Raw genomic sequence first — 25,338 nt, forward strand, 5'->3', positions numbered from 1 at the left:
TTCATTATATTTGCAACAAGTAGGAGTATTCTAATCATATTATTATCAATATGGCGAAATATAATATTACAGAAAAGAAAGAAAAGGAAGCCGCTTATAGAACTCTTGTTAGCCCCAAACTGATGGATGAGTTGAAAGAAAAGATGTTGAACGTTATTCTTTTCCAAAAAAAATATAAAGAAAAAGGTTATTCTGCAAAGCGTTTAGCGGAAGAACTTGGTACTAATACACGTTATATTTCCGCTGTCGTGAATGTACGTTTTCATATGAATTATACATCGTTTATTAATAAATATAGGATAGAGGAGGCAATGGCACTATTGAGTGATAAACGGTATAAGGATTTAAATATGGAAGATATTTCCGATATGGTTGGCTTCGCAAATCGCCAATCTTTCTATGGCGCGTTTTTTAAAATTAATGGCTGTACTCCGCGCGATTACAAGATACGTCATTACGCCCAGCATCCGCTTCAAAAAGAGGAACCCAAGAAAAGAGGGCGCAAGCCGGGTTTAAAGAATAGAAAATAAGCGAGTGGATAATTACTATGCAAGAAAACTTTAGATTTTCAGACGAGCGCTTTGCCGATTTACAGTTGTTACGTTACCGTCTGAATGGTTTTGAAACGCTTTCTACAAGACAGAAAGCGTTTATATATTTCCTTTCTAAAGCAACGCTATCGGGGAGGGATATTACAACCGATCAATTTGGAAAGTATAATTTATTGATACGGAAAATTCTTGAAGTGGTTCTTACGAAATACGAAGGTGACCGTAATCAGGCAGAATTTAAAAGGCTTGAGATTTATTTGAAACGATTGTGGTTTTCTAATGGTATTTATCATCATTACGGTTATGAGAAATTCTTGCCGGAGTTTTCTCCCCATTTTTTTAAAGATATTCTTAAACAAGTAAGTTCATGGCTCCCTTTATCAGAAGGACAGACGGTTGATGAACTGTGCGAAGATATATTTCCTGTTATTTTTGATGCAACCGTTTTACCAAAACGAGTAAATAAGAATGCGAGCGAAGATATTGTGAAGACTTCCGCTTGTAATTTTTACGAACAGGTGAATCAGCAGGAAGTAGAAATGTTCTATGCTGCAATGAAAGATACTACAGATGAAGAACCGCCATCGTATGGACTAAATTCTAAATTAATTAAAAAGGGTGGTATCTTAACAGAAGATAGGTGGACGACGGAAAGCCTTTATGCCCCAGCAATCCGACAAATTGTATATTGGCTCAATAAAGCTAAAGATTATGCTGAGAATAAGCATCAGATAAAGATTATAGATTTGCTGATCAAATATTACCGAACGGGCGATTTACGTGTGTTCAACGCTTATTCTATCGAATGGTTGAAAGAAAAAGAAGGCAATGTGGACTTCGTGAATGGCTTTATAGAAGTGTATGGTGATCCACTCGGCATCAAGGGTTCGTGGGAAGGAATTGTGGAGTTTAAAGACTTAGAAGCCACAAAGAGAACTAATATAATCAGCTCGAATGCCCAATGGTTTGAAGACCATTCACCGGTAGATCGGCGCTTCAAAAAGCAAATAGTAAGAGGTGTAACGGCGAATGTTGTCTGTGCGGCAATGCTTGGTGGCGACGAATATCCATCTTCAGCAATAGGAATTAATCTTCCGAATGCAGATTGGATCCGTGCTAAATACGGTTCCAAAAGTGTAACTATTGCCAATCTAATTGAAGCATATAACCATGCAGCCCGAGGAAACGGTTTCTATGAAGAATTTGTTGTGGATGATGATACGCTTCAGAATATCGATAAATACGGTGATATTTGTGATAGTTTACATACAGACTTGCATGAGTGTCTCGGACATGGGAGTGGTCAGTTGCTTTCCGGAGTAGACTCCAACGTACTTGGAGCATACGGAGACATTATTGAAGAAGCACGTGCCGATTTATTTGGTCTGTATTATATTGCCGATGAGAAAATGGTTCAGCTGGAGTTACTTCCCAATATGGAAGCATATAAGTCGCAGTATTATACTTATATGATGAATGGACTTATGACGCAGCAAGTGCGTATAAAATCTGGAGCCCAGATAGAAGAAGCCCATATGCGTAACCGTGCTTTGATAAGTAATTGGGTGATGGAACATGCTTGTGGAGCCGTAGAATGGGTGAAGCGGGATAGGCATACTTACATAAAAGTGAAAGATTATGTGGCATTGCGCAATTTGTTCGCCCGTTTGCTGGCCGAAATACAGCGTATCAAAAGCGAAGGAGATTATATAGAAGCAAAGAATTTAGTTGAGCGGTACGGTGTTATCCTCGATCCGGTATTGCATGAAGAAATTCTGCAACGGTATACCAAATTGAATATTTCGCCATACAAGGGATTTATTAATCCTTGGATGAAACCCGTTTATGGACATAAAGGCGAAATCATCGATATTGAATTAGATTATACAGAGACTTTTGAACATCAAATGTTGCGGTATTCTAAGGAGTATGGATTGCTATGAAAAAAGACGTCAGTATAAAAATATTAGAGATTAAAAAGTCATTCCATTTGAGGATGAATGGGGTTGCGTCGCAATCGATGCGTGAGAAAGGTCTCGACTATAAGATAAATTGGGGAATAGGACTGCCCCAATTAAAGGAAATGGCAAAGCAATATGGAAAAGATTACGATTTGGCTATCGCTTTATGGAAAGAGGATGTACGCGAGTGCAAGATACTTGCAACACTGATTATGCCTGCTGATAAGATGCTACCCGGAGTCGTTGATATTTGGATGGAGCAAACTCATACGCAAGAACTTGCAGAATTGTCGGCATTTAATCTATATCAGTATCTTACTTATGCCCCAGTTATAGCTTTCAAATGGATAGCTTCTAATAACGATATACCACAGCTTTGTGGTTACCAGTTGCTGGCTCGTTTATTTATAAAAGGGCAAGAGCCCAATGAACGAGGTATCAATGAATTTTTAGATCAAGTGTCGGTAGTACTTGAAAATGGTAACACCAATGTGCGTCATGCCGCTCTTACATGCGTGGAACATTTTTGTAATTTGGGAGATGTTTACGCTATTTTGGCTAAGAAAGCGTTATCACTACACCATTTGCCGATATTTGAATAGATTGTTATTTTTTATATTTTTAATTTTTATCGTTGGTGGAATAGAAATATAAATGGTACCTTTGTGCATCTTACATGATTGTAGTTTGAAATGAAAAAAAGCGTTCATGCGTCTATAAGGCAAGTGTTGGATAATTATCTGCAACTTAATCATTGTAGAAAGACGCCTGAAAGATATGCCATACTCGATGGAGTCTGCAGCATGAAAGGGCATTTCACGATCGAAGAGCTTGGCCGATCACTTGAGAAAGACAGCTTTCGTGTAAGCAGAGCCACGCTATATAATGCATTGAGACTTTTTTGTAAGTTGCGGTTAGTAGTGCGCCATAATCTACATGGAAGTACAAAATATGAGGTGGGGTTTAACGATAAAGGCCATTGTCATCAGATTTGTTCCGTATGCGGAGCGGTGAGAGAGATCAATTCGCCGGAAATTTTACAGGTGATAGATGGGATGAGACTGAAGCGTTTTCGTAAAGACAGTTTCTCGGTTTATATTTATGGAATTTGCAGCTCATGCCAAGCTAAGAATACTAGACTTGAGAATCAAATAAAAACAGTGAAAACTAAAAAGCAATAATATATGGAAACAGGTAAGGTTGATGTCCTTTTAGGTCTTCAATGGGGAGATGAGGGAAAAGGAAAGGTTGTGGATGTTCTGACGCCGAGGTATGATGTTGTCGCGAGATTTCAAGGTGGTCCGAATGCCGGACATACATTGGAATTCGACGGACAAAAGTATGTGCTTCGTAGCATTCCTTCGGGTATATTCCAAGGAGGTAAGGTGAATATTATAGGAAATGGAGTCGTTATAGCACCGGATCTTTTTATGGAAGAGGCCAAGGATTTAGAAAAGAGTGGACACGAGTTGAAAACACGTCTCAGAATATCCAAGAAAGCACATCTGATAATGCCTACACATCGAATTCTCGATCGCGCATACGAGGCCGCCAAAGGAAAAGATAAAGTTGGGACAACCGGCAAGGGAATAGGTCCTACATATACAGACAAGGTTTCACGTAACGGCTTGAGAGTTGGGGATATCATCGACTGTTTTGAGGAAAAATATGCTGCGCATAAAGAACGGCACCTCGCAATGTTAAAAGCACTCGACTTTAATGATTTCGATATTTCGGAAACCGAAAAGAAATGGATGGAGGGAATCGAGTATATGAAGCAATTCCCTCTTGTAGACAGCGAGCATGAGATTCACAATTTGTTGCGATCAGGAAAAAGCATACTTTGCGAGGGTGCACAAGGAACGATGCTCGATGTGGATTTCGGTTCCTATCCGTTCGTAACATCATCCAATACGATTTGTGCCGGAGCATGTATCGGTCTTGGCATCGGCCCCAATAAGATAGGGGATGTGTATGGCATTATGAAAGCTTATTGTACGCGCGTTGGTGCAGGTCCTTTCCCGACAGAACTCTTCGATGAGACAGGAAAAAGTATTCGAGATTTGGGACATGAGTATGGTGCTGTAACCGGACGTGAACGTCGTTGTGGGTGGATAGACCTCGTGGCATTGCGTTATGCCATCATGATAAACGGCGTAACGAAGCTGATCATGATGAAAAGTGATGTACTTGACAGTTTCGATACGATCAAAGCTTGTGTTGCCTATAAGCAGAACGGCAAGGTTATAGATTATTTTCCTTACGATATTGAGCATGGTATAGAGCCCGTTTATCAAGAGTTTAAGGGCTGGAAAACCGATATGACGAAGATTACAAACGAAATACAATTCCCGAAAGCTTTTACCGACTATATTGCCTTTCTCGAAAGGCAGCTTGAAACACCGATAACAATCGTTTCGATCGGGCCTGACAGAGAGCAAACCATTATAAGAAACTAAAAGACAAATATGACACAGAAAACAAGTATACCAAAGGGAACAAGAGATTTTTCGCCATTAGAGATGGCAAAGCGTAATTATATTTTTGATACAATAAAAGAAGTTTACGCACTATATGGATTTCAACAAATAGAGACTCCGGCGTTGGAGACCTTGCAAACGTTGATGGGAAAATATGGAGATGAAGGCGATAAATTGCTTTTTAAAGTCCTTAACTCCGGCGATTATATGAGTAAACTTACAGATGAAGAACTGCAGGAACGTAATTCTCTCCGGCTTGCTTCGAGACTCTGTGAAAAAGGACTCCGGTATGATCTTACCGTTCCTTTTGCCCGTTACGTAGTTATGCATCTCGACGAACTGCAATTGCCTTTCAAACGATACCAGATACAACCAGTATGGCGTGCCGACCGTCCGCAGAAAGGGCGTTATCGGGAGTTCTATCAATGCGATGCAGATGTAGTAGGTTCCAACTCATTACTTAATGAGGTAGAGTTGATGCAGATAGTAGATACCGTGTTTACTCGTTTCAAGATACGTGTTCTGATCAAGATTAATAATCGTAAAATTTTATCGGGTATAGCCGAAGTTATCGGGGAGGCAGATAAGATAGTAGATATAACCGTGGCCATTGATAAACTCGATAAGATCGGAATAGACAACGTAAATGCAGAACTTCGGGCAGTTGGTATTTCCGAAAGAGCGATAGAGAAATTGCAGCCGATTATCTTGCTCGAAGGCACGAATAGAGAAAAATTATCGACAATAGCCGATGTGCTTGCAAGCTCGGAAACCGGTCTTAAAGGTGTAGAAGAAACAAGATACATTTTCAATATGCTTGAAAAGGCGGGGTTAAACAACGAGATACAGCTTGACCTTACGCTGGCTCGTGGCCTGAATTACTATACCGGTGCCATTTTTGAAGTAAAAGCGTTAGACACTCCTATGGGAAGCATTACCGGTGGAGGCAGATACGACGACTTGACAGGCATATTCGGAATGCCGGGACTTAGTGGTGTGGGCATTAGTTTCGGTGCCGATAGAATTTACGATGTTCTCAATACATTAGACCTTTATCCTAAGGAAAGCGTAAAGGGAACGAAACTGCTGTTTATCAATTTCGGAGAAAAAGAAACGGAATATTGTATGCCTATTGTCGATGCTGCGCGAAAAGAAGGTATCAGTACGGAGATATATCCCGACAAGGTGAAGATGAAGAAGCAGATGAGTTATGCCAATGCCAAGAACATACCTTTCGTTGTGCTTGCCGGTGATAATGAGATTGCCGAAAACAAGGTAACGCTGAAGGATATGAAAACGGGCGAACAGCAGATTTTGACCGTACAGGATATGATACGAAAGATATTGGAATAATCATTTTTTGCAAAGAAATAATTTGGATAGTTACAAGTTGTTGTTGTAATTCATTCAAATTATTTTGTTTAAATAAAAAGAAACAATTATCTTTGCAGCAATCAAATAGAGTGTTTGCTATATGAGAGAAAAAGAAGCTCACCAAAGGTTGATCGATTGCGGAGTAAGGCCATCGATTCAACGTCTTGCAATTATGGAATATCTTTTAACCCACTTTACACATCCTACAGTAGAAGATGTATACCAAAGTTTATGCGATAGAATACCTAAATTGAGTAGAACAACGGTATATAATACACTGCGTCTTTTTTCCGAGCACCATGTGGCACAGATGATAACCATTGACGATCATCATGTTTGTTACGATGGAAATACGGAACCGCATGTACATTTCTTTTGCAAAAGGTGTGGAAAAGTTACCGATTTATTTCAAGAACGGGCGCCCCGTATGGATGTGCAAAGAATTTTAGATGACGGAAGTCTGGTGGACGATGTACAACTTTATTATAAAGGAGTGTGTGCCGAGTGCCGGTCGAAAGTTGAGAATTGAATAAATGTCAGTCGAGTGTATTGAATATACAAAACATTAAATAAAAGCGTTGAAAATAAGAAAATAATCTGTATCGCACACAGGTATATTTGTGATGGATGCTGCGCACGGCACCATGTACATGATACTAAAAGGTAAAGTGCATTATTATACTGGTTTTATAGGTTCTTATAAAAAAATCTTCAAGTAAAATATAGGGCGGATAAAATCCTTGGACAATATATTCTCACTATGCGGATAATAAAATTTTCCATAGTGAGAATTTGTCTGTTATGTTATGTCTATCCCCGTAATATGTACCATCTGTTCCCCATAGTTTTATGCTCTATATCGCTTAGATATGAGAGACGGTAAGAGTTGTTATTGGATATGGGGTAGAAAGAAGAAACGAAAAGATGTTTATTCGTGGTGGTATGGCTCGCCTTTTATAATAGTACACGCGCGATACAACTGTTCGGTAAGGATAAGACGTACCATCTGATGCGAGAATGTCATTTTAGAAAGCGAAACGAGTTCGTTAGCTCTGGCGTACATGTCTTTGGAAAATCCGTAAGGTCCTCCTGTCACCAAGACAAGTTTTCTGGCAGTATGTTGTTTCTTTTCTATCCATGTCGCCAATTCTATACTCCTGTATTCTTTACCGTGTTCGTCAAGAAGAACAACCGTATCCATGGGTTGTATATGCCTGAGTATAATCTCTCCCTCCTGCTGTTTCTGCTGTTCGTTAGTAATATTCTTTGTTTTTTTCAGTTCAGGAATGGTAATAATGGAAAAAGGCATATAATGGTTAATGCGCGATACGTAGTCGTCTATACAAGTCGCGAAATGTTTGTTTACAGTTTTACCGACAACGATTAATTCTATTTTCATTCTTGTTCGTTTACAGATCGGGCCGCTTTATCATACTTATCACATGTGTGTGCCTTTTGATTATCTCTTAGGTTGTATTGGTCTTTCCTTTTGGGATTCATGGGAAACCATCCTTTTTCCACCCTTTTTTTCTGTGAGAATATTTCCCCGATAGACCATAATAGCGATGCGCCCAATACGCCCAGTATTGCAGAATACAATATTTCTTTGATACAGAACGCGGCGCAAATTGATAAAATGCCGGCAAAAAGGAATATCCACCATGGCTTGGTGCCAAAATAGTATTCTACTTTAACGACAACAGGATGAAATATACCGATAATCAGAAAAGTACTTATGGCGATAATTACGCCTTCGTAGTATAATTGCATTGTTCAGATAATGAAAATTCGAATGTGCAAAAATACTAAAAAACATCGAAGATGTAGACTTTTTTCATTTAAATTAGTTACCTTTGCGAATAAGTAGTACAATTAAAAACATTTAATCTATATGGCACACAATTCAGAATTAATAGCCCAATGCGAGGCAAAAGCAGAGCAATGGTTATCTCCCTCGTTCGACGAAGAAACACGGATGGCTGTCCGAAAAATGATTGAGAGTAGCGATAAAACCGAATTGATAGAAAGCTTTTATAAGGATTTAGAGTTCGGAACCGGTGGCCTTCGTGGTATTATGGGAGCCGGAAGTAACCGTATGAATATTTATACGGTGGGTATGGCAACACAAGGTTTTGCCAATTATTTGAAGAAAAATTTTAAAGACCGTTCATCTATTTCGGTGGTAGTTTGTCACGATTGCCGTAATAACAGCCGTAAATTTGCTGAAGCTGTTGCCGATATATTTTCGGCTAATGGCATTAAAGCGTATCTCTTTGATGATATGCGTCCGACGCCGGAATGCTCTTTTGCGATCCGACATTTCCATTGTCAAGGCGGTGTAAATATCACTGCATCGCATAATCCGAAAGAATATAACGGATATAAGGCATATTGGGAAGACGGTGCACAGGTGTTGATGCCCCATGATACGGGTATTATAGAAGAGGTAGGCAAGGTACATGTCGAAGATGTGAAGTTTAAAGGAAACCCTGCACTGATAGAAATTATCGGAGAAGAAGTCGATAGAATATATCTTGAGAAGATACATACGCTGAGTATTGATCCTGAAGTAATCAAACATCAGAAAGATTTGAAGATCGTTTATACCCCGCTTCACGGTACCGGTATGAAATTAATCCCCCAATCGTTGAAACTTTGGGGATTTGAGAATGTACATTGTGTTAAAGAACAGATGGTAAAGAGCGGCGATTTCCCAACGGTGGTTTCGCCTAATCCCGAGAATGGAGAGGCGCTAACACTTGCCATCCGTGATGCGAAAGAGATAGATGCAGACATCGTGATGGCAAGCGATCCGGATGCCGACCGTGTGGGAATGGCATGCAAGAACGATAAAGGCGAATGGGTACTCATTAACGGAAATCAGACTTGTTTGCTGTTTCTTTACTATATCATTACCAATAGAAAAGCCAAGGGATTATTAAAACCTACGGATTTTATTGTAAAAACGATTGTTACTACAGAGGTAATACGCAAGATTGCAGAAAAACAACACATAGAAATGCGTGACTGCTATACCGGATTTAAATGGATTGCAAACGAAATACGTCTTTCGGAAGGGAAGCAACAGTATATCGGTGGTGGAGAAGAAAGCTATGGTTTCATGGCAGAAGACTTCGTGCGCGATAAGGATGCTGTATCGGCAATGTCGCTTCTTGCCGAGATATGTGCATACGCTAAAGATAACGGAAAGACGCTTTACGACCTGCTCATGGATATCTATATTGAATACGGTTTCTCGAAAGAGTTTACCATCAATGTTGTAAGACCGGGTAAAACAGGAGCGGATGAAATCAAACAGATGATGGAAAATTTCCGCAACAATCCTCCGAAAGAGCTTGGTGGATCGAAAGTCGTTATATGGAAAGATTACCTTTCTTTGGAGCAGAAAGATGAACAGGGGAACATAACTAAACTTAATATGCCTGCAACGAGCAATGTTCTTCAGTGGTTCTGCGATGATGATACCAAAGTAAGTGTAAGGCCATCTGGCACGGAGCCTAAGATTAAGTTCTACATAGAAGTGAAAGGTACGATGACCAAGGCTGACCAATATGATGCTCTTGATAAGGCTGGCAGTGAAAAGATTGAGGCAATCAAGAAGAGTTTGAACCTTGATTGATGTATAAATGAAGGCGACTATATACGACAATACCCTATTTTATAACCACGCCTAAATTAAGATAGGTGTGGTTTTTATCTTATATTTTGTTAATTTCTATCAGCTGACTCATCTTACTTGTTATAATATAGAAAGATAACAAACCGTTGAGAAGATGAAAGATAAATTGCATATCAGAGAGGACACGCTACATAGAAGTGTTCATCAAAAGCTATTACAAGCTGACTGTCCAAGGTTGGCAAGTAGTGGCTTAATATAAACGTATTCCCATCTAAATAAAACTTTCATCTCTCAACTGTTGTTATCTTACGCAGTATTTTCTATGAACAATTACTTTTACACATCTTGAAATAGATTAGTATTCAAATACAGCTATTTCGACTATTCGCCTAAACATGGATGGTCGGTAGTAGCTGTATATTGCAAAGTGTTTAAGTAATATTATCGTTCATAGAAACTATACTTTATAAAACTTTGAAGATGACGACAGAAAGATAAATTACAGATAGACGTGACTTCATATATCGAAATCGTTGTGCGGAAAGGATGGTTCCACGCAAAAGACGGATTACTAATGTATGATGTGCTATTTAAGCGTATTTTTATCTAAATGGCATTGTCTTCTGTCGCCATTTTCTCTTATAAACTTTGAGTAGAATAATCTTTATGAAAGTTTATGTTAATACCCTTTTGCAAATACTTTATAATATCCAAATAGAATTAGCTCCCCAAAGATATTAACATATTAAACACTAATTCACCATATTTTCAAAAGTCACCAAAGTTGCTCATTCCAAAGAACAAAATGTTTTGGGATATGAGAAACGTTATACTAAAATTCAATTCTCTGTTCAATTTGCAAACTGCATTTCCAACAGAAAAGTCTTGTGTCAAGTTTCTTGAACAGACAAGATGGCACGGTAATATCATTTCTACTTTCGACTCAACTTCAAAAGTTTATAAGAGAAGTGATGGCTCGTACAGATGTAAAAACTCTGGTAAGAACTTTAACGTAAGAATAGGGACTATCTTTGAGAGTTCAAAATTACCTTTGAGAAAATGGTTTATGGCTATTTACATTCTCATTCCCAATAAGAAAGGCATATCCTCTATGCAACTTGCCAAAGACTTGCATATTACACAGAAAACTGCTTGGTTTTTAACCCAACGTATTCGGGAAACATTTACCATACGGACTAACGATAAACTTATGGGGGAGGTTGAACTTGATGAAACTTTTGTCGGTGGAAAGAATAGAAATCGCCATTGGAATAAGAAAGTGAAGAAATGTCAGGGCAGAGCTTTTGTTGATAAAGTACCTGTATTAGGTATGCTTGAACGTGGTGAAAGGGTGATATGCAAAGTTGTTAAAAACACCTCTTATAAACAACTAACAGCACCAATACTTAGGTACGTGGATAGAAATGCTACGCTTTATATGGACGAATGGATTGGATATAAAACAGTTCAGAAAGTATATAACCACGCTGTTGTTGATCACGGACATGGAATTTATGTTGCTGACGGTGGGGTTTATACAAATTCTATTGAGGCATTTTGGAGTAACTACTGTAAACGAGCTATCATTGGAACTTACAACTATCTTAGCAAGAAGCATCTACAAAGATATTTTGACGAGTTTTCTTTCAGATACAATACTTGCAAGGTTAAAGAGAATGAACGCTTTGGAGATTATTTCCTCCACCTTGGCGTTCATATTACTTATAATCAACTAACGCAAATGTCATGAGTAAAAAGAAAGAAGAAAAGAAAGAAGAGTGGAATCCATTTGATACGATGTCTGAAGAATACATGGAGAGTATTAAGTCAGATGTTGATTTTGGTAAGGTTATGTCTAAATATTTGAAGAAGAAAAGGGGTGTCTATATAGGGCACAGAACAAAGCGTATAGGATAATGAAGAGCTGAAAAGTGGATAAAGTAGTTAGTTTACAAAGAGTTAGGTGTGTTTTGATGGTTGAGACTCCACAAAACGAAACGTTTACATAGGTTTAATTTTGGTTTACATTGAGGGGCTTTTCGTTTACATGAGGCTGACGAAAGGTTTACACACAGTGGGCTGCACGTTTACGCGTGTGGCCTTTTTCGTTGCTATGCGTGGGAGAATGCCTATATTCACAGGCGTTTGGAGTGTACAGGGGCTTTGTGTGCGCCATGATTTGAACGGCGGGAGAATGGCATAAAAACGACCTTCAAATGCGGTTTTAAGGGAGAGACGATAAATGGACGAAAACAGCGATTTTGTAGGGGTGGGGTTACAGGTGGGGTTACAAAGTGGGGTTACATTTTTAGAAAAGTGGGGTTACAAAAGTGGGTTTTTAGGGGGTATGATACAAGGGGGGGAAGATACTACTTTTTTAACGATAGGTACGTTTTTCGTGCCGATAGCCCTCCCCAAAATGCCACCTGTTTTTAGAAATACACCTTATTAAATAACGGAATATCAGGCTGTTTGCTGTTTTTAGGGGTATAAAGGGGGGGGGAGGCAGAGAAAAGGGAGAGGACGAGAGGCGACGGGAATACGCTTGGTACCTTTTGGGGACATTCAGAGGAGACGGACGAGCCCGATAATGGTGCTGAGGGAGTGGATATCGGACTTGGGAAGGTGAAAAGGCTTGAAGCGTGGATTTTCGGAGATGCAAAGGATAGAATCGTCATCGTCTTCTGCCTCTTCCACTCGTTTGACGAGAGCACCTTGACTTGTGTCGAGAACGTAGATACCACCCCATTGAAAGAAAAGTATGTCGGAGATCTTTCGGCAGGCAATAATATCGCCATTGTTGTACAGAGGTTCCATAGAGTTGCCAGATACACGGATAAGAAAGTTTGCCCCCTTCGCCTCGAACTCGGGAATAGTGTAGCGTTCGCAGTCCTCGAGATACACTCCCTCGCTACCAGCTGCAGGGAAGCCTGCTACGGCATCTATAGGGATGAGAGGGATACCTTTGGGCGATTTTCTTGCTTTTTTTTCTTGCAGATCTGCTATTTTATTTGTATCTTTGGAGATAGGAAGAGGCTGTTCTTCTGTGGCTGGAATGCTTTCAGTACCTTTTGTTTTGAGCATCTCTCCCCTACCAGTGAGAAGCCATTCGTGGTTTACATCTGGAGCGTAAGCGAGAAATCTTGTTATATTTTCTTCGCTAATCCCATTATTCTGACCAAGTATGCCTCTTGTTGTACCCGATTTCTTGTAGTATTCGTAATCAGAAATCCCCTTTTTTGTAAGATAAAGCGAGATATTTTGCTTTATCAGCGATTTTTCTTGTCTATTTTCTTGCATAATCGAAATATCTTGTTTATCTTTGCATCGTATTCCATTTGGAACGCGCGCCAAAAATACAAAAAAGGGGCGAGAAACAAGAATGTTTAATTAAAAAATACAATAAACTTAACGCTTCGGTATCGGCATGATGGGCAAAAAATATGATAAAAGATTACATGGAAGGCTACTCCGATCTCACGGAAGCGCAAAAAACCGAATATAAAGAATACTTAAACTCATCGTAAAACAACTTCTAAGCCCTCGACATCACGGTTAAATCAAATCTATGAATCAAACATTGTTGTTTAAGCAAAGATATACAAAGACAGTAGGCAAAAACTTTAAATTGAAGAAAAACAGAGCTTACCGAGATGCATTCGGGAACATGCCTGTCCTCACGGCACTTGCTGTTTTTGTGAAAGAGCAAGAATCTTTATCTAATGAGTTAAAACGCTTACGTGAAAAGGTAAATGCCTTTGAGGCGTTTTTGATTGAACAAAATGTACGATGTATTCATAGCAGCAAAAGTGAAAGTCGCTATTATTATTACAATCACGTGAAATACCGTTTCAGCAGTCATATTTACCCAACAGGAAGCATGACCAATAAGGTATTGGGAATTGTTGATTTATGCGCAGACAGGCACTTGATAGATGAAGTTGATTTCTGAACATAAAGAGTAAATTATATGATAACATGAAGGCGGCTACGTCCGAATGGTAGTGGACATTTGAGGGAGCAACGGGGTTCAATTCCCCACCGCCTACAATATTTAATAATTTAAAAAGTGAGATTATGAAAAAGTACATTCACATTCAGAAAGCAGACCGCGAGTTCATTGCGAAAGCATTCGGTATTACCGAACGTACCATTTTTAATGCTACCCATTTTGAGAATATGAGTGCGGGTAATGATCTTGCCAAGAAGGTACGCAAGGTGGCCTTGGAACGTGGTGGTATCGTGATGGTAGAGGCACCTGAGACAGAAGTTCTACACGACGCAGACGGCTATATGCGCTACTATATTACTGGTAGTATTTTGTTGGAGTTTTCAAAGATGGAACCCGTGTGTGACGTGTTCAAAAATGGCGAGAAGGTACGTCACTTTGACAACGTGATGACGAGCGACATTCAGGGCATTCAGGACTGGGCTTCAACGCTAAGGTAAAGGAGGCAACGGATGGAATATTACGGCAAGAAACTCTGCATATCCTACCACGAATTTGTGGACAGCGGAATAGTCAGCGTAGCCAACTATAAGCAATTGGCAGCACGCGGGCGCATTGACGTTGCCCGCCGTGGTGGTGGTGCAAGTGGCTGTTATGCTCTGATTGCTGTAGACAGCTTGCCGACCAAATACAAGGAGGCTGTCGAGGAGAAATACGGCGACGGCGTCGAAGTGATACTCACCGGCTGGTTTATGTCGAACTACGAGCTGGATCAGGAGGCGGTGGCTTTCTATAACGACCGCAGCAATACCGGTCTTGACCTCAAAGATGACAAGAAGCATGAATACATCATCAACGCCTCGGTGCTGAACACTTGCCTCCGGCTATACGAAAATACAAAAGCCATCAAGCGCACGATGGGTGAGCGGTATGACTGGGACAAGATGGCCACGGCGATAAAGATATTGCGCGAGCAGCTGGGGCATACGCTCCCGGAGAGCACGCTGCGCTTCAGGAAGAAAGTGAACCAATATAAGCATGATGGATATATCAGCTTAATCAGCGGCAAGTTCGGAAACCAGCACCGCCGCAAGGTGGACTTCAAGACCGAGCAGCTCATTCTGAGTATCTATGTGCTGCCTAACAAACCTTACGGCAGCGATGTACACAAGATGTACATAGAGTTCCTATGCGGTGAGCTTGATGTGTGGGACTTGGATACCGGCGAGCTGTTCAATCCAGACGACTTCACGGACAAGAACGGAGAGCCCAAGGAACTGAGCGAAAGCACCATCAGGAATATTTTGAATAAACCAAACAACAAGCTCAGGATAGCCAAGGCATTGAAGAGCTGGGACGCATTCTACCATGAGGATATGCCGTACATGCACCGCCACAGCGGCGATTTTTCATTCTCTCAACTCACGGCGGATGACGTGGATTTGCCACGCCGCATGAAAGGGAATGAATACGTGCATGCCTATTATATCTATGACGTGGTGAGTCAGTGCCGTGTGGGGATTGCCCACGGGCGGAAAAAGGACGAGAGTCTTGTTGTTGAATGCTTTAGAGATATGTTCCGGCTGATAGAGAAACATGGCTGGGGTATGCCGGCAGGCATCGAAGTAGAGCAGCACCTGATGAGCAAGTATAAAGAGGGTTTTCTGAAAGCCGGGGAAGTGTTCAAGAACGTTTATTTCTGTGCGCCGCAGAACTCACAGGAAAAATATGCCGAGGCACTGAACGGTGCATTCAAGACCACGGTGGCTCACAAAAACCACGATGGCATCGGCCGCTGGCACAACAAGGGTGCACGTCGTGTTTTCCAGAAGAAGGTGAGCGATAGCGACAATCATACATGGGAGGACAAGAAGTATTACACCTTCGAGGAGCTCGTAGCCGATGACCGCCGGGATTGTGACGAGTGGAACCACATGCCGCATCCTAATCAAAAGAAATATTCCGGCATGAGCCGCTGGGACGTGCTTGTGGCAAGACTTAACCCCACGCTCCGCCCCTTGGACAAGCTGACACTAAGCCGCTACATCGGTGAGCGTGTGGAAACAAGCGTTCGCAGGAATTCGACTGTAAGGGTAGCACATGAGGACTGGTGGATAAGCGGTCCCGAGGTATTGGAACGACTTGCACCGAACAACTATAAGGTAACCGCCTACTACCTGCCTGATGATGAGGGAAAGCCCACGGACATATTCCTCTACCAAGGCGACAAATACATCGACAAGCTGCACCGCATTATAACCTACAACCGTGTGATGGCGGAACAGACAGAGGCGGACAAGGAAGCGTTCATTGAGCAACGGAAGTATGTAGCACGTTTCGACAAGTACCTGCGCGACAATGTCATTGCCAAGGTGGGCAAGATGGCTGTCCATAAAGATGCGCCAGTGGAAGAAGAATCCCTCGAATTGCCACAATTAGAAATGCCGGAAGAGGATTTTGACTATACACCAAGTGTTGATTACGGCAAAATGGCATTAGGAGACTATTAGAATAACATTAAAATAAGTGTGAGATTATGATTACAGAAGTTCAGAAACAAAGAATACTGGAGGCGGTGAAGCAGAACCGCGCCAACTATCCGAGCGACGCCAAACATGCGGCAAGCCTCGGTATCAGCACCTCAGTGTATAGTAGCATTAAGAATGGGCAGACAGACAAGGCTCTCAGTGATGCTAACTGGATAGGCATAGCCCGGAGACTTGGTGTGAGTCTCAGGGGCGAGATAGAGTGGAAGCCTGCCAAGACCGCCACCTACGAGTATATCACCGCCCAGCTGGAGTTCTCGCAGCAGTCAAGCCTTAGTGGCATCATGTGCGACATGCCCAACATTGGTAAGACCTTTACCGCACGTTACTATGTACAGACACATAAGAATGCCGTGTACATCGACTGTTCGCAGGTAAAGACGAAGTTGAAGCTCATCAGAAAAGTGGCAAGTGAGTTTGGTGTTGATAGCAAAGGCAGATATTCAGATGTGTATGATGACCTTGTGTATTACCTACGCAGCATCGACACGCCGCTCATCATCTTAGACGAAGCCGGCGACCTGCAATACGAGGCTTTCTTGGAACTCAAAGCCTTGTGGAATGCCACCGAACGCTGCTGCGCATGGTACATGATGGGTGCCGACGGACTGAAGGAGAAAATCAACCGCTCGATAGAATGCAAGAAAGTGGGCTATACCGAGATGCTCTCACGCTATGGCGACCGATACAGCAAGGTAACGCCTGATGACGGAAAGGAACGCGAACACTTTCTCAAGGAGCAGGCAAGAGTTGTGGCTAAGGTGAATGCACCCGAAGGTACGGACATCGGTCAGATAGTACGCAAGAGCGGTGGTGGACTGAGACGAGTTTACACAGAGATTGAAAAAATAAAGAAAGGAGTATGATATGAAGAAAAAAATAGAAACGGCAAATGCTAATGAGATAAATTGGGAACAGCGCAGGTATGAGATTGCAAAAGACTATTATGTTATGGCGTGTAGCCAAGCTAAAATGCATGGAGATGAGTCTATGGGAGATATTCTGGAAGCTGCGGCATGGTTATCAGCAGTTGCTGCCGATAAATTGATAGAGGTTCTGAAAAAGTAACTATGTCAAAACGAGCGTACAGTCCGAAAGAAGTTGCCGCCCGGAAGTGGGTAACGCTGCCGTGGGGTGAACTGTGGAGCGGTCCGTTCGGCTTCCCCGCCGAGAACGCCTCATGGTTCATCAGCGGTGCGAGCGCACAAGGCAAGAGCTCTTTCGTGATGCAGCTGGGCAAGGAACTGTGCAAATACGGACCTGTCCTCTATATGAGTTATGAGGAGCGGGTGAATCAGACTTTCCAGCGCCGCATGGGCTATCTGAACATGTATGAGGTGCAGGGCCGCTTCCGGGTTGTAACCGACGAGTCGATAGAGGAGCTTGCCGAGCGCCTTGCCAAGCCTAAATCGCCGAAATTCGTTATCGTGGACTCCTTTCAGGTGGGCTGTGACGATTTCGGCTGGACTTATCCCATCGCCGTGGCATTGATGAAGCGGTTCAGTCGTAAGTGCTTTATCTTCATCAGTCAGGAGGATAAAAGCGAGCCCACGGGCAAACCGGCACGCCGGCTTAAATACATCTGCGACATGAAAGTGCGTGTAATGGGTTACAAGGCTTACTGCCTTGGCCGCTCGATCGGCGAAGCCGGCAATCATTACGTGGTGTGGAAAGAGGGTATTTTGAAAACGAGTAACAATCTATAACTATGGCAAGTAAGCGAGACAACCTGCTGTACAGGTTACGGAAGAAGGGCGTGAGGGTACAGACACGGGAGAGAACAATATTCTTCTCTTTTTACGGTGAGCCTTTTAAGATTATACAGGTGAAACGCCTGTGCAGAGAGTTTCATTTCCATGTACAATTAGAAATACAGTGAGCATGAGTAAGGAAAGACGAATTATTGAAATAGCTCCGGGGCTGATAAGCCCGGGCGGACACATGACAGACCGGATTGAGAGCCGGGGGCACAAGTGCTCCTACTGCCAAGGCAACGGCTACCACTGGCAGGAAGATGGTTGGCAGGAACGCTACAAGCAGGAGTGTCCGATATGCAAGGGCAGTGGCAGGCTCGACGCAGTGGTAACCATTGAATGGAGGGCAAGTAAATGATACAAATAGGCGACAAATTCAAGATACGATGGGTTGGACACGATGAGTGTTACAAAGGGCGACTTTATCAGGTAACGAGTTTTCTCGAAGGCTGCACCTGCGGAAAGCCCGCGGTCATCACCGGCAAACCGGAAGAACCTCGACGTCCTCATTTGCATGTCTGGGCAAAACTGATAGAAGCTCCATCAAAGTATATGATAGGTGAAGGTGGGTTTGTATTTGGTCCGCTGGACCCTGAAACGCTACACCACATTAACGTTCCTGACGAGTCATGGATAGAGATAGTGCGACAAAAAGGAGACCAGTTGTATTTGTTTTGAAAGTAGAAAAATAAAATGGTAAAAAAATATGAAGCAGACAATAAAGACATTGAAGCAATGGGAAAAATCAGGAAAGAACTTAGACGAGTTCCTGCGTCCCGGTGATTGGATAAGTGAAGATTTGTGTAACTATATCGGCGAAATCGTCCCTCCTTATTACTGCTCTTGCGACTTCGTTCAGGGTGGAGATGCTATTAAATCGGAAGACAATGTATTGTTTTATTGCACCTGCTACAAAACAGAAGACAACAGATACTTATATCTCGGAGTTCTTCCGGAGTTCAAACAATAGGAAAACGCTAAAGATATGAAAAAGTTAAAGTATTATTCGATGACACCGAACGACAAACCCGATTGGCTGTTGCGGTTGCAGTTGGAAGATAGTAAGACAGCCCGGAGATCAATTGAGTTTGTTTTGAGATAATTTAAAATAAAATTAAAATGGATGAGATAGAACGTAGAAAAGACGCAGAGATACTAACCGCATCTGTATCTAAAATATATAAGGAAATAGAAGCAATAGAGAAGCGGGAAATACTACCGTTGAAAATAAAAATCGAGAAGTTAAAGGATGCTTTCTTAGATAAATATTTAGTCGACTCATCCGGCATGCCGGTTCGTGTAGGAATGACAATAGAAAAAGATAAGAGAAGATATAAAGTATTAGATCGGTATCAACAAAAATTATTTGGGTACTTAGGGAATGCACGTGTGGTTGCTATACGTGAAGGTCAGAAGAGAGGTTTTTCTATTTATTGCAACGATTTAATAAAATATACGATCATAGATTAAAATTACAAAGTTATGAACAATTTTTTCGAAACAATCAGAAAACGCCTTCAGGTGTGGCACGAAGAGCATGCGGCACGCATCGAGGCGAAGCGTCAGGCGCTACTCGACGCAGAGGCACGGCAGGCTGTGCAGGTGATGGAATTCAATGGCGAGCTCTTTGCCTGTGTGAACGGTATCCCGCTGTTCGGGGTGAACGATATCAAGGGCACGCTGCCGGAAGCCGTGGCAAATGCCCGTAAGAATTATAAAGACTGGAAAGAAGAGCTACTATGGGGCAATTATGCCGCCGTAATACGCTAAAGAATAACAGCTATGCAGGAAGTAACCAATTTCGCCCGCTTCTATGGGCTGCTGCGATATCTCTCCTTTGGAGATAACGATCAACGCGAGGAGTTTAAGAAAAGCGTCGTTTCGCAATACACGAACGGCAGGACGGAGAGTCTGCGCGAGATACGCCGCATAGAATACGATGCCCTCTGCTCCGCTCTTGAAGACCTTACTGGTATGAGTACCCGAGAGAAAATCAGGCAGGCACGGTATGCAGAGCTCAAACAACGTCGCAGCGTGTGCTTGAAGCTCATGCAGCGCTTGGGCGTGGATACCACCGACTGGGCGCGTGTGGATGATTTCTGCATGCACCCGCGGCTTGCCGGTAAGCCGTTCCGCAAGATCGACGGCGAGGAGCTCGAGGCCTTAGCTGTAAAACTGCGGACGATCGAGCGTAAGGGCGGCCTGAAACCACGACGGGAAGAGAAGAAGAGTGCAACCTCATTTGTCTATATCCCTATTGGCAATATAGCAGAAAGTTAATGAATATGACACCAAGAGATTTTGTAAAGCGTGCGATGGAGCACAAATTTGTTTAACAACCCATAAAAAAGAAAAGACATGGCAACAAGAAAAAAGAAAGTAATCATCACCGGCGTAAGCAGAGAGGCCGCCGATGAAGCCTTTGGCACCTATGCCAAGGCAGATGCAAGTATCAACAAAATCAACGCGGACATCGAGCTACAGTGTGCGAAGATCCGCGAGAAGTATGCCGACAAACTGGCGACGCTCACCGCTGAGAAAGAACAGGCGTTTGATACGCTGCAGGCCTTTGCGACCGAGAACCAGACAGAACTCTTTGCCAAGAAGAAGAGTTTAGACATGGCGCACGGCACGATAGGCTTCCGCACCGGCACCCCGAAGCTGAAGACGCTGAAAGGCTTTACTTGGGCAAGTGCGTTGAACCTTGTAAAGAGTTTCCTGCCCGGCTATATCCGCCAGACGGAGGAGATCGCCAAGGACAAGCTGCTTGCAGACCGGGACGTGGAAGTCATGCTTGGTGGTGGTGACCTGAACAACCGTGGCTATCGTCCCCTTCGTGAGCAGATGGAAGAGTGTGGCATCCAAGTAATGCAGGACGAGACTTTCTACGTAGAACCCAAGAAGGAGGACACCGGCGTATGAGCAGAGAAGTGAATAAGTCGCCCAAGGTAGCCTTGTGCCGTGAATGCTACGGTACAGGCTTTCAGAAGTCAAGCATAGGCGGGACACAGACACGCGTCCGGTGTCCCCAGTGTGAGGGAAGCGGCAGGGTGCTGGTGAGTTGCAAGATGAGCCTCGACATACGCCCCTATAAAGAACGATTGTAAACCGACAAAAAAATAACACGATGAGGCACCGGCACGGAGTGAGTTACAAAAAACGGGTAGCCGACATCAATAGGATATATGACCGATACGTCAGACTCGGCATTCCGAACAGGGAGATATGGCGTCGGTACATATATCCTGTTTACGGTATTAGCGAGCGGACATTCTACTACTTGCTGAAAGCCTCCGCAGATCCAGCTAACGAAATGCCGGAAGATACCCAAACATATTTGGATTTTAAGGAAGAATGAAAGCAGACGTAGGTAAAGTTATCAGGAATATCCTGAAAGATATTCAGGTAGATCTGAAGGATGAATTCGATCAGAACTTCGAACGTGAGGCATTTTTCAGTGAGGCATGGCAACGCCGCCGGAGTCCAATTCGTCCGGACAGAAATATACTTGTAGACAGCGGCACGCTGCGCAGGAGCATCACCAGCCGTACTACAGAGAAAAGCGTCGTGTTCAGCAGCTCTTTGCCCTACTCCGGCATACACAATAACGGCGGTGAGATCGTCGTAACGGCCAAAATGAAACATTTCTTCTGGGGCAAATATCGCGAGGCATCGGGAACCTTCGAGCGCAAGAAAGACGGCAGCCTGCGAAAAACAAAGAAGAATGCGTGCTTGGAAAGCGAGGCGGATTTTTGGAAAGTGCTGGCGCTGATGCATGTCGGTAAGGCTATCCGTATACCCCGCCGGCGTTTCTTGGGGGCAGCTCCGGAAGTGGAGCGGATTGTTCGCGAGATTATAGAGGAGAACCTTCGGGAATATTTCGGAAGTGCGGATTTTAGAAACAATTTTGATTTTAAAATAAAAAACACATGAGAAAAGAATTGTACGGTATGCTTTGCAAAAAGCTCAAAGAGGTAAATGACGGTGCCATTAGATACATTGATCTATGGAACCATAATGTGGAGTTTATAGAACAGGAGGCTAACTGGGCACGTCCTGCTGTATTCGTCGAGTTTTGTCCGATACGGTGGAATGCTATCGTTCCCGGACATGAATACCGCGCCGAACCTCTCGTCAAGCTACATGTCGTGACGGATTGGGAAGGGGACGTATCGGAAGAAAGCCGGTTTAAAGAAAAATCCTTGGAAGTATTCGATCTACTGGACGAGATACACAAGACGCTGACCTGTGAGGCAGGTGCGACTTATCTTCAATTCGATTTAGTGGAGAGTCAAACGAATCATAACCACGAAGATATCGTGGAAAACATAGAAATATATCAGTGTGTGGCGATCAAAAGGCTGGATTAACATAAAGTTGTTCGGTAAAATATTGCGAAGCCCGTCTCCTTACAAGAAGAGGCGGGCCTGTTGTTTTTAAACGGTATAAAGCATCATATCCGTGTATCCGGCATTATGGTTCACATGTGCATTGACAGACGCGATACTACAGTTCTTAAATGGGTTGCCCGTCTCCTTATTCTTTTCCATCCATTCGCATAATTCGATAATGGAAGACTTATCGGAAGTAAAATATACGAAAGAACACCCTTGTAAAATCTTAAGGACATCAAGGTAGTCGGGTAATTTCCAATACATATTATAAGTACCGACCTCCGTGTTCAAATAAGGCGGATCGATCAAGAATACGACTTTGGGCATATCCTTGTATTTATCGTACAAATTTTTGTAGTCGCAGCAAACGACCTGTAAACCATCCAAGTAGTCGGAACATGGGGGATAATCATTCATTCGAATATTATTGTACAAAGTCTCCTTACCAACATCTTCAAAAATCGTGACATATTTCATTGAGAATAAAATAGATGAAGATATCGTGATAAAATCTACATAACCATATTGTTGCAAATATCTTTTTAAACACGCTAATACCTTCTCCCGTGTCTCGCCTGTAATGCGTTTTTTGCGCGGGATATCCCGAACGATCTTTCTTAGATCAGACAGTAAGGCATTGGTGACGGGAATATTCTCTATTCTCTTTCTGTAGTTATCGAAATCGTTATACACGACCGTCGAATTCGGTTTCCTGCATTTTGTTATATGCGAGAGCAACCCGCTCCCGCCAAATAGATCGACGAAGGTCGTTCCATCAGAAAAACGATCTAATACTTTTATAAACTCTTTGGCAAACATGCGCTTCTGCCCAACGAAAGGGAGTGGCGCCGATAAATACATTTTTCTCATAACGGCGGTAAAGTTCTTTATTTCTCTTTTGCCAGAAGAAAGAACGAGCCTGATTAAGCTGTATGTATCTTGCAGTCGGTCTGAAATCTCTTTATCAAGCTATACACCTTACGTTCACTGACAGCATATCTATCCGATAATACCGCCACGATATAGGACACTTTTTCGCCGGCAGTGCGTAGTTTACAGTATTCCGAATACAAATCGATATAGTCTGCATCCTCCAATCTAATACCGGTATCTTTCAATCTTTTTATCAGCTCCCTGTTAAATTTCAATATCTCAATGATCTTCATTTCCAATATAATTTATATCTTTGCATCGTCTCACTTATTTATAAAATTGCTCGAAGCGCGAACAAGGGTATTGCCCCCGGCCGTGCGCTCCGAGCGTTTTTGGTTAATAAGTAAGTGAGACGACGAATTAACAGGTCGGGGGTATTTTTCTATTTCCCAGCATGACATTTTGATGAGATAAAAACGATTTTATTTGTTATTTCTCTAAAAAACTTTCCCTTTTTATTTGTTATTTCGAAAATTATACCTATTTTTGCCATAGAAGAAATGGCATTTGGAGTTCAGTGCCGGATTGTAGTTCCGGAAGATTGCTCCTTATGCTATTTCTTTTTTATGTATTTATACAGCTCCTTACTATCTGAAATACTGTGCAGGACGAATTCTCCCCAGTCATATTCCCTAATGATGACAAGACTCTTCTGTCCTTGCAAAGTAACTTCGAACAGGTGCGACTGTACAACTCTTTGAATACCTTTATTGTTATCGGCGGTACCCATATATCGCATGAGGGGGAAGGCATTTTCAATATTCAGCAGCAAGCGATTTTTTGCAGAAAATAAGCGGTGAGGCTGATTTGTCCATTCTTTAAGGGTTTGCCCTGTAATTCGCACTTTATGTGGGAACTCCGTATTTTCGATTGTTTTCCCCTGTAAGAATTTGGCCGCCTTCCTCGTCTGTTTGGCATTGGCCTTCGCCATCGCTCTTACAATACGGCATGCTGCGCAAAGTTCATTATCGGGAATGTCATATATCAGATTTTCCTTGCCTCCATTATTCTTGGCAATGGGACATGTGCTGCATTTGCTGATCGTGTACGGGTTGTGATCGGGCACCGTCTTCCCCTCTTTTCCCGAGTTAAACCGGAACATCCCATTGCTGTCTTTTTGCAGGGCACCCTCTCCGAGCGCCATTGCCTCGTCGTGCGGCGTGACGGGATATTTTGACTTGCGCACCTGTACGACCGTGCAGCGGCAGTTCCACCCGTTGGGCGGGTAGTAGGACTCCCAAAACGCATCCGTGATAGGCAATGTGATGCGGTTCAAGTCGGCATGTTCGGGACGCACCCTATCGTCGCCGGCCGTACGATACTGCAGATTATAACGATCGCCGTCTTCCATGAAACGCTCCCATTTGGCTGCCATTTCTGCGGATGCCTGTACGAAGTTATACTCAGAATGCAGGTAGTTGGAATTATAGGTCTCGTCGATCTTTCGAACATCGTTTAAAAACCGTTCGAACGATTTTCTATTGCCATTCTCATCGAGCAGCGAGGGAAACGCCTCATTGAGCTCATGAAACGTTTTCATACCTGAAAAAATATAATCCGACCGCTGCAGACGCTGGCGCATGATGTCCGACATCTTTACTTCTTTAAACGAAGCATCGAGCATGGAGGTATGCTGCTCGATGAACTGTTGCACCGGCGGTGTCGCTAATATATCGATCTTCAGGGTGGAGCTCTGCTCGGAAAACAGTACCTGCATCATACTGTTGAAGAGAGAGGATAGCCGGCGTCGTATCTC

35 protein-coding genes are annotated in these 25,338 nt (G+C 42.7%); 29 read left to right on the plus strand and 6 right to left on the minus strand.

From position 1 onward, the window contains the following. The first annotated feature begins 50 nt into the window (after positions 1 to 50). The 7 genes from BN3912_RS10090 (at position 51) to BN3912_RS10120 (ending at position 6,895) form a co-directional block, all read left to right on the plus strand. Positions 51 to 530: a helix-turn-helix domain-containing protein gene (locus BN3912_RS10090; protein ID WP_023983369.1), complete on the plus strand. Its 480-nt coding sequence runs from the start codon at positions 51 to 53 to the stop codon at positions 528 to 530. 17 nt (positions 531 to 547) lie between these two features. Then, entirely contained in the window at positions 548 to 2,494 is a 1,947-nt protein-coding gene (locus tag BN3912_RS10095; RefSeq protein WP_023983368.1) for a dipeptidyl-peptidase 3 family protein, read from the plus strand. After that, entirely contained in the window at positions 2,491 to 3,114 is a 624-nt protein-coding gene (locus tag BN3912_RS10100; RefSeq protein WP_023983367.1) for a DNA alkylation repair protein, read from the plus strand. Before BN3912_RS10095 ends, BN3912_RS10100 begins: the two co-directional genes overlap by 4 nt. A 90-nt stretch (positions 3,115 to 3,204) precedes the next feature. After that, the gene (locus BN3912_RS10105; protein WP_004370202.1) at positions 3,205 to 3,693 is read left to right on the plus strand and encodes a Fur family transcriptional regulator; all 489 of its coding nucleotides are present in this window, start codon (positions 3,205 to 3,207) and stop codon (positions 3,691 to 3,693) included. 3 nt (positions 3,694 to 3,696) lie between these two features. After that, entirely contained in the window at positions 3,697 to 4,971 is a 1,275-nt protein-coding gene (locus BN3912_RS10110; RefSeq protein WP_004370203.1) for an adenylosuccinate synthase, read from the plus strand. Between the two features lie 9 nt (positions 4,972 to 4,980). Continuing rightward, a complete protein-coding gene (gene hisS, locus BN3912_RS10115) occupies positions 4,981 to 6,345 on the plus strand; it encodes a histidine--tRNA ligase (RefSeq protein ID WP_023983366.1) in 1,365 nt (454 codons plus the stop codon). Positions 6,346 to 6,466: 121 nt separating this feature from the next. After that, positions 6,467 to 6,895 (plus strand): Fur family transcriptional regulator, encoded by a 429-nt coding sequence (locus BN3912_RS10120; RefSeq protein ID WP_004370205.1) that lies wholly within the window; start codon positions 6,467 to 6,469, stop codon positions 6,893 to 6,895. 399 nt (positions 6,896 to 7,294) lie between these two features. Here BN3912_RS10120 and rlmH read toward each other — a convergent pair whose 3' ends face one another. Both rlmH and BN3912_RS10130 read right to left on the minus strand, forming a co-directional pair. After that, a complete protein-coding gene (gene rlmH, locus BN3912_RS10125; RefSeq protein WP_023983365.1) occupies positions 7,295 to 7,765 on the minus strand; it encodes a 23S rRNA (pseudouridine(1915)-N(3))-methyltransferase RlmH in 471 nt (156 codons plus the stop codon). Continuing rightward, positions 7,762 to 8,136: a DUF4491 family protein gene (locus BN3912_RS10130; RefSeq protein ID WP_023983364.1), complete on the minus strand. Its 375-nt coding sequence runs from the start codon at positions 8,134 to 8,136 to the stop codon at positions 7,762 to 7,764. The genes rlmH and BN3912_RS10130 overlap by 4 nt, the downstream gene beginning before the upstream one ends. 121 nt (positions 8,137 to 8,257) lie before the next feature. On the opposite strand from BN3912_RS10130, the gene BN3912_RS10135 reads away from it, so the two are divergent. The 5 genes from BN3912_RS10135 (at position 8,258) to BN3912_RS10145 (ending at position 12,458) form a co-directional block, all read left to right on the plus strand. After that, complete coding sequence (locus tag BN3912_RS10135) at positions 8,258 to 10,006, plus strand: phospho-sugar mutase (RefSeq protein WP_023983363.1); 1,749 nt, start codon at positions 8,258 to 8,260, stop codon at positions 10,004 to 10,006. Between the two features lie 817 nt (positions 10,007 to 10,823). Further along, positions 10,824 to 11,756 (plus strand): IS1595 family transposase, encoded by a 933-nt coding sequence (locus BN3912_RS10140; protein WP_023983362.1) that lies wholly within the window; start codon positions 10,824 to 10,826, stop codon positions 11,754 to 11,756. Next, a complete protein-coding gene (locus BN3912_RS12225; protein ID WP_023983361.1) occupies positions 11,753 to 11,923 on the plus strand; it encodes a hypothetical protein in 171 nt (56 codons plus the stop codon). The genes BN3912_RS10140 and BN3912_RS12225 overlap by 4 nt, the downstream gene beginning before the upstream one ends. 100 nt (positions 11,924 to 12,023) lie before the next feature. Further along, the gene (locus BN3912_RS12230; RefSeq protein WP_154665158.1) at positions 12,024 to 12,209 is read left to right on the plus strand and encodes a hypothetical protein; all 186 of its coding nucleotides are present in this window, start codon (positions 12,024 to 12,026) and stop codon (positions 12,207 to 12,209) included. A gap of 39 nt (positions 12,210 to 12,248) precedes the next feature. After that, entirely contained in the window at positions 12,249 to 12,458 is a 210-nt protein-coding gene (locus BN3912_RS10145) for a hypothetical protein (protein ID WP_023983360.1), read from the plus strand. 113 nt (positions 12,459 to 12,571) lie between these two features. Here BN3912_RS10145 and BN3912_RS10150 read toward each other — a convergent pair whose 3' ends face one another. Next, the gene (locus tag BN3912_RS10150) at positions 12,572 to 13,306 is read right to left on the minus strand and encodes a S24 family peptidase (protein WP_023983359.1); all 735 of its coding nucleotides are present in this window, start codon (positions 13,304 to 13,306) and stop codon (positions 12,572 to 12,574) included. A 268-nt stretch (positions 13,307 to 13,574) separates the two neighbouring features. On the opposite strand from BN3912_RS10150, the gene BN3912_RS10155 reads away from it, so the two are divergent. The 17 genes from BN3912_RS10155 (at position 13,575) to BN3912_RS10230 (ending at position 22,625) form a co-directional block, all read left to right on the plus strand. Continuing rightward, a complete protein-coding gene (locus BN3912_RS10155) occupies positions 13,575 to 13,958 on the plus strand; it encodes a hypothetical protein (RefSeq protein ID WP_023983358.1) in 384 nt (127 codons plus the stop codon). Between the two features lie 125 nt (positions 13,959 to 14,083). Then, complete coding sequence (locus tag BN3912_RS10160; protein ID WP_023983357.1) at positions 14,084 to 14,455, plus strand: hypothetical protein; 372 nt, start codon at positions 14,084 to 14,086, stop codon at positions 14,453 to 14,455. A 12-nt stretch (positions 14,456 to 14,467) separates the two neighbouring features. Beyond that, positions 14,468 to 16,465, plus strand: coding sequence for a hypothetical protein (locus tag BN3912_RS10165; RefSeq protein ID WP_023983356.1), 1,998 nt, complete (start codon positions 14,468 to 14,470; stop codon positions 16,463 to 16,465). A 26-nt stretch (positions 16,466 to 16,491) separates the two neighbouring features. Then, positions 16,492 to 17,367 carry an AAA family ATPase gene (locus BN3912_RS10170; protein WP_023983355.1) on the plus strand — a complete coding sequence of 292 codons (876 nt, stop codon included), beginning with the start codon at positions 16,492 to 16,494 and terminating at the stop codon, positions 17,365 to 17,367. Position 17,368: 1 nt separating this feature from the next. Beyond that, positions 17,369 to 17,569 carry a hypothetical protein gene (locus BN3912_RS10175; protein ID WP_023983354.1) on the plus strand — a complete coding sequence of 67 codons (201 nt, stop codon included), beginning with the start codon at positions 17,369 to 17,371 and terminating at the stop codon, positions 17,567 to 17,569. Positions 17,570 to 17,571: 2 nt separating this feature from the next. Beyond that, positions 17,572 to 18,207 (plus strand): P-loop NTPase family protein, encoded by a 636-nt coding sequence (locus BN3912_RS10180; protein WP_023983353.1) that lies wholly within the window; start codon positions 17,572 to 17,574, stop codon positions 18,205 to 18,207. Between the two features lie 175 nt (positions 18,208 to 18,382). Further along, a complete protein-coding gene (locus BN3912_RS10185) occupies positions 18,383 to 18,613 on the plus strand; it encodes a hypothetical protein (RefSeq protein ID WP_023983351.1) in 231 nt (76 codons plus the stop codon). After that, complete coding sequence (locus tag BN3912_RS10190) at positions 18,610 to 18,933, plus strand: hypothetical protein (RefSeq protein WP_023983350.1); 324 nt, start codon at positions 18,610 to 18,612, stop codon at positions 18,931 to 18,933. Before BN3912_RS10185 ends, BN3912_RS10190 begins: the two co-directional genes overlap by 4 nt. 28 nt (positions 18,934 to 18,961) lie before the next feature. Further along, positions 18,962 to 19,225, plus strand: coding sequence for a hypothetical protein (locus BN3912_RS10195; protein WP_023983349.1), 264 nt, complete (start codon positions 18,962 to 18,964; stop codon positions 19,223 to 19,225). 149 nt (positions 19,226 to 19,374) lie between these two features. After that, positions 19,375 to 19,725, plus strand: a complete 351-nt coding sequence (locus BN3912_RS10200) for a hypothetical protein (RefSeq protein WP_004370068.1) — start codon at positions 19,375 to 19,377, stop codon at positions 19,723 to 19,725. Between the two features lie 12 nt (positions 19,726 to 19,737). Next, positions 19,738 to 20,025 carry a hypothetical protein gene (locus tag BN3912_RS10205; protein ID WP_023983348.1) on the plus strand — a complete coding sequence of 96 codons (288 nt, stop codon included), beginning with the start codon at positions 19,738 to 19,740 and terminating at the stop codon, positions 20,023 to 20,025. Positions 20,026 to 20,037: 12 nt separating this feature from the next. Then, positions 20,038 to 20,535, plus strand: coding sequence for a hypothetical protein (locus BN3912_RS10210; protein WP_023983347.1), 498 nt, complete (start codon positions 20,038 to 20,040; stop codon positions 20,533 to 20,535). Between the two features lie 78 nt (positions 20,536 to 20,613). After that, positions 20,614 to 21,177: a host-nuclease inhibitor Gam family protein gene (locus BN3912_RS10215; RefSeq protein ID WP_023983346.1), complete on the plus strand. Its 564-nt coding sequence runs from the start codon at positions 20,614 to 20,616 to the stop codon at positions 21,175 to 21,177. Further along, positions 21,174 to 21,362, plus strand: coding sequence for a hypothetical protein (locus BN3912_RS12005; protein WP_023983345.1), 189 nt, complete (start codon positions 21,174 to 21,176; stop codon positions 21,360 to 21,362). The genes BN3912_RS10215 and BN3912_RS12005 overlap by 4 nt, the downstream gene beginning before the upstream one ends. Positions 21,363 to 21,382: 20 nt before the next feature. After that, positions 21,383 to 21,613, plus strand: coding sequence for a hypothetical protein (locus tag BN3912_RS10220; RefSeq protein ID WP_023983344.1), 231 nt, complete (start codon positions 21,383 to 21,385; stop codon positions 21,611 to 21,613). Continuing rightward, positions 21,610 to 22,188 carry a phage virion morphogenesis family protein gene (locus BN3912_RS10225; protein WP_023983343.1) on the plus strand — a complete coding sequence of 193 codons (579 nt, stop codon included), beginning with the start codon at positions 21,610 to 21,612 and terminating at the stop codon, positions 22,186 to 22,188. Before BN3912_RS10220 ends, BN3912_RS10225 begins: the two co-directional genes overlap by 4 nt. After that, positions 22,185 to 22,625, plus strand: a complete 441-nt coding sequence (locus BN3912_RS10230; protein ID WP_023983342.1) for a hypothetical protein — start codon at positions 22,185 to 22,187, stop codon at positions 22,623 to 22,625. Before BN3912_RS10225 ends, BN3912_RS10230 begins: the two co-directional genes overlap by 4 nt. Positions 22,626 to 22,691: 66 nt before the next feature. Here BN3912_RS10230 and BN3912_RS10235 read toward each other — a convergent pair whose 3' ends face one another. The 3 genes from BN3912_RS10235 to BN3912_RS10245 form a co-directional block, all read right to left on the minus strand. Beyond that, complete coding sequence (locus tag BN3912_RS10235; protein WP_023983341.1) at positions 22,692 to 23,519, minus strand: DNA adenine methylase; 828 nt, start codon at positions 23,517 to 23,519, stop codon at positions 22,692 to 22,694. Between the two features lie 53 nt (positions 23,520 to 23,572). Then, positions 23,573 to 23,815, minus strand: a complete 243-nt coding sequence (locus BN3912_RS10240) for a hypothetical protein (RefSeq protein ID WP_023983340.1) — start codon at positions 23,813 to 23,815, stop codon at positions 23,573 to 23,575. A gap of 320 nt (positions 23,816 to 24,135) precedes the next feature. Beyond that, a complete protein-coding gene (locus tag BN3912_RS10245; RefSeq protein WP_394332703.1) occupies positions 24,136 to 25,302 on the minus strand; it encodes a phage minor head protein in 1,167 nt (388 codons plus the stop codon). Positions 25,303 to 25,338 lie beyond the last annotated feature (36 nt).

The organism is Prevotella phocaeensis (assembly GCF_900065875.1).
Taxonomy (GTDB): domain Bacteria; phylum Bacteroidota; class Bacteroidia; order Bacteroidales; family Bacteroidaceae; genus Prevotella; species Prevotella phocaeensis.

Bases quoted from the DNA above. Each gene is read 5' to 3' on its own strand.
- BN3912_RS12225 (WP_023983361.1), top strand. From the start codon at position 11,753: ATGAGTAAAAAGAAAGAAGAAAAGAAAGAAGAGTGGAATCCATTTGAT.
- BN3912_RS10120 (WP_004370205.1), top strand. From the start codon at position 6,467: ATGAGAGAAAAAGAAGCTCACCAAAGGTTGATCGATTGCGGAGTAAGG.
- BN3912_RS10160 (WP_023983357.1), top strand. From the start codon at position 14,084: ATGAAAAAGTACATTCACATTCAGAAAGCAGACCGCGAGTTCATTGCG.
- BN3912_RS10240 (WP_023983340.1), bottom strand. From the start codon at position 23,815: ATGAAGATCATTGAGATATTGAAATTTAACAGGGAGCTGATAAAAAGA.
- BN3912_RS10095 (WP_023983368.1), top strand. From the start codon at position 548: ATGCAAGAAAACTTTAGATTTTCAGACGAGCGCTTTGCCGATTTACAG.
- BN3912_RS10225 (WP_023983343.1), top strand. From the start codon at position 21,610: ATGAAAGCAGACGTAGGTAAAGTTATCAGGAATATCCTGAAAGATATT.
- BN3912_RS10170 (WP_023983355.1), top strand. From the start codon at position 16,492: ATGATTACAGAAGTTCAGAAACAAAGAATACTGGAGGCGGTGAAGCAG.
- BN3912_RS10165 (WP_023983356.1), top strand. From the start codon at position 14,468: ATGGAATATTACGGCAAGAAACTCTGCATATCCTACCACGAATTTGTG.
- BN3912_RS10195 (WP_023983349.1), top strand. From the start codon at position 18,962: ATGAAGCAGACAATAAAGACATTGAAGCAATGGGAAAAATCAGGAAAG.
- BN3912_RS10245 (WP_394332703.1), bottom strand. From the start codon at position 25,302: ATGATGCAGGTACTGTTTTCCGAGCAGAGCTCCACCCTGAAGATCGAT.
- BN3912_RS10135 (WP_023983363.1), top strand. From the start codon at position 8,258: ATGGCACACAATTCAGAATTAATAGCCCAATGCGAGGCAAAAGCAGAG.
- hisS (WP_023983366.1), top strand. From the start codon at position 4,981: ATGACACAGAAAACAAGTATACCAAAGGGAACAAGAGATTTTTCGCCA.
- BN3912_RS10235 (WP_023983341.1), bottom strand. From the start codon at position 23,519: ATGAGAAAAATGTATTTATCGGCGCCACTCCCTTTCGTTGGGCAGAAG.
- BN3912_RS10180 (WP_023983353.1), top strand. From the start codon at position 17,572: ATGTCAAAACGAGCGTACAGTCCGAAAGAAGTTGCCGCCCGGAAGTGG.
- BN3912_RS10175 (WP_023983354.1), top strand. From the start codon at position 17,369: ATGAAGAAAAAAATAGAAACGGCAAATGCTAATGAGATAAATTGGGAA.
- BN3912_RS10190 (WP_023983350.1), top strand. From the start codon at position 18,610: ATGATACAAATAGGCGACAAATTCAAGATACGATGGGTTGGACACGAT.
- BN3912_RS10100 (WP_023983367.1), top strand. From the start codon at position 2,491: ATGAAAAAAGACGTCAGTATAAAAATATTAGAGATTAAAAAGTCATTC.
- BN3912_RS10145 (WP_023983360.1), top strand. From the start codon at position 12,249: ATGGACGAAAACAGCGATTTTGTAGGGGTGGGGTTACAGGTGGGGTTA.
- rlmH (WP_023983365.1), bottom strand. From the start codon at position 7,765: ATGAAAATAGAATTAATCGTTGTCGGTAAAACTGTAAACAAACATTTC.
- BN3912_RS10090 (WP_023983369.1), top strand. From the start codon at position 51: ATGGCGAAATATAATATTACAGAAAAGAAAGAAAAGGAAGCCGCTTAT.
- BN3912_RS10140 (WP_023983362.1), top strand. From the start codon at position 10,824: ATGAGAAACGTTATACTAAAATTCAATTCTCTGTTCAATTTGCAAACT.
- BN3912_RS10130 (WP_023983364.1), bottom strand. From the start codon at position 8,136: ATGCAATTATACTACGAAGGCGTAATTATCGCCATAAGTACTTTTCTG.
- BN3912_RS10105 (WP_004370202.1), top strand. From the start codon at position 3,205: ATGAAAAAAAGCGTTCATGCGTCTATAAGGCAAGTGTTGGATAATTAT.
- BN3912_RS10110 (WP_004370203.1), top strand. From the start codon at position 3,697: ATGGAAACAGGTAAGGTTGATGTCCTTTTAGGTCTTCAATGGGGAGAT.
- BN3912_RS10210 (WP_023983347.1), top strand. From the start codon at position 20,038: ATGCAGGAAGTAACCAATTTCGCCCGCTTCTATGGGCTGCTGCGATAT.
- BN3912_RS10220 (WP_023983344.1), top strand. From the start codon at position 21,383: ATGAGGCACCGGCACGGAGTGAGTTACAAAAAACGGGTAGCCGACATC.
- BN3912_RS10215 (WP_023983346.1), top strand. From the start codon at position 20,614: ATGGCAACAAGAAAAAAGAAAGTAATCATCACCGGCGTAAGCAGAGAG.
- BN3912_RS10150 (WP_023983359.1), bottom strand. From the start codon at position 13,306: ATGCAAGAAAATAGACAAGAAAAATCGCTGATAAAGCAAAATATCTCG.
- BN3912_RS10230 (WP_023983342.1), top strand. From the start codon at position 22,185: ATGAGAAAAGAATTGTACGGTATGCTTTGCAAAAAGCTCAAAGAGGTA.
- BN3912_RS10185 (WP_023983351.1), top strand. From the start codon at position 18,383: ATGAGTAAGGAAAGACGAATTATTGAAATAGCTCCGGGGCTGATAAGC.
- BN3912_RS10205 (WP_023983348.1), top strand. From the start codon at position 19,738: ATGAACAATTTTTTCGAAACAATCAGAAAACGCCTTCAGGTGTGGCAC.
- BN3912_RS10200 (WP_004370068.1), top strand. From the start codon at position 19,375: ATGGATGAGATAGAACGTAGAAAAGACGCAGAGATACTAACCGCATCT.
- BN3912_RS12005 (WP_023983345.1), top strand. From the start codon at position 21,174: ATGAGCAGAGAAGTGAATAAGTCGCCCAAGGTAGCCTTGTGCCGTGAA.
- BN3912_RS10155 (WP_023983358.1), top strand. From the start codon at position 13,575: ATGAATCAAACATTGTTGTTTAAGCAAAGATATACAAAGACAGTAGGC.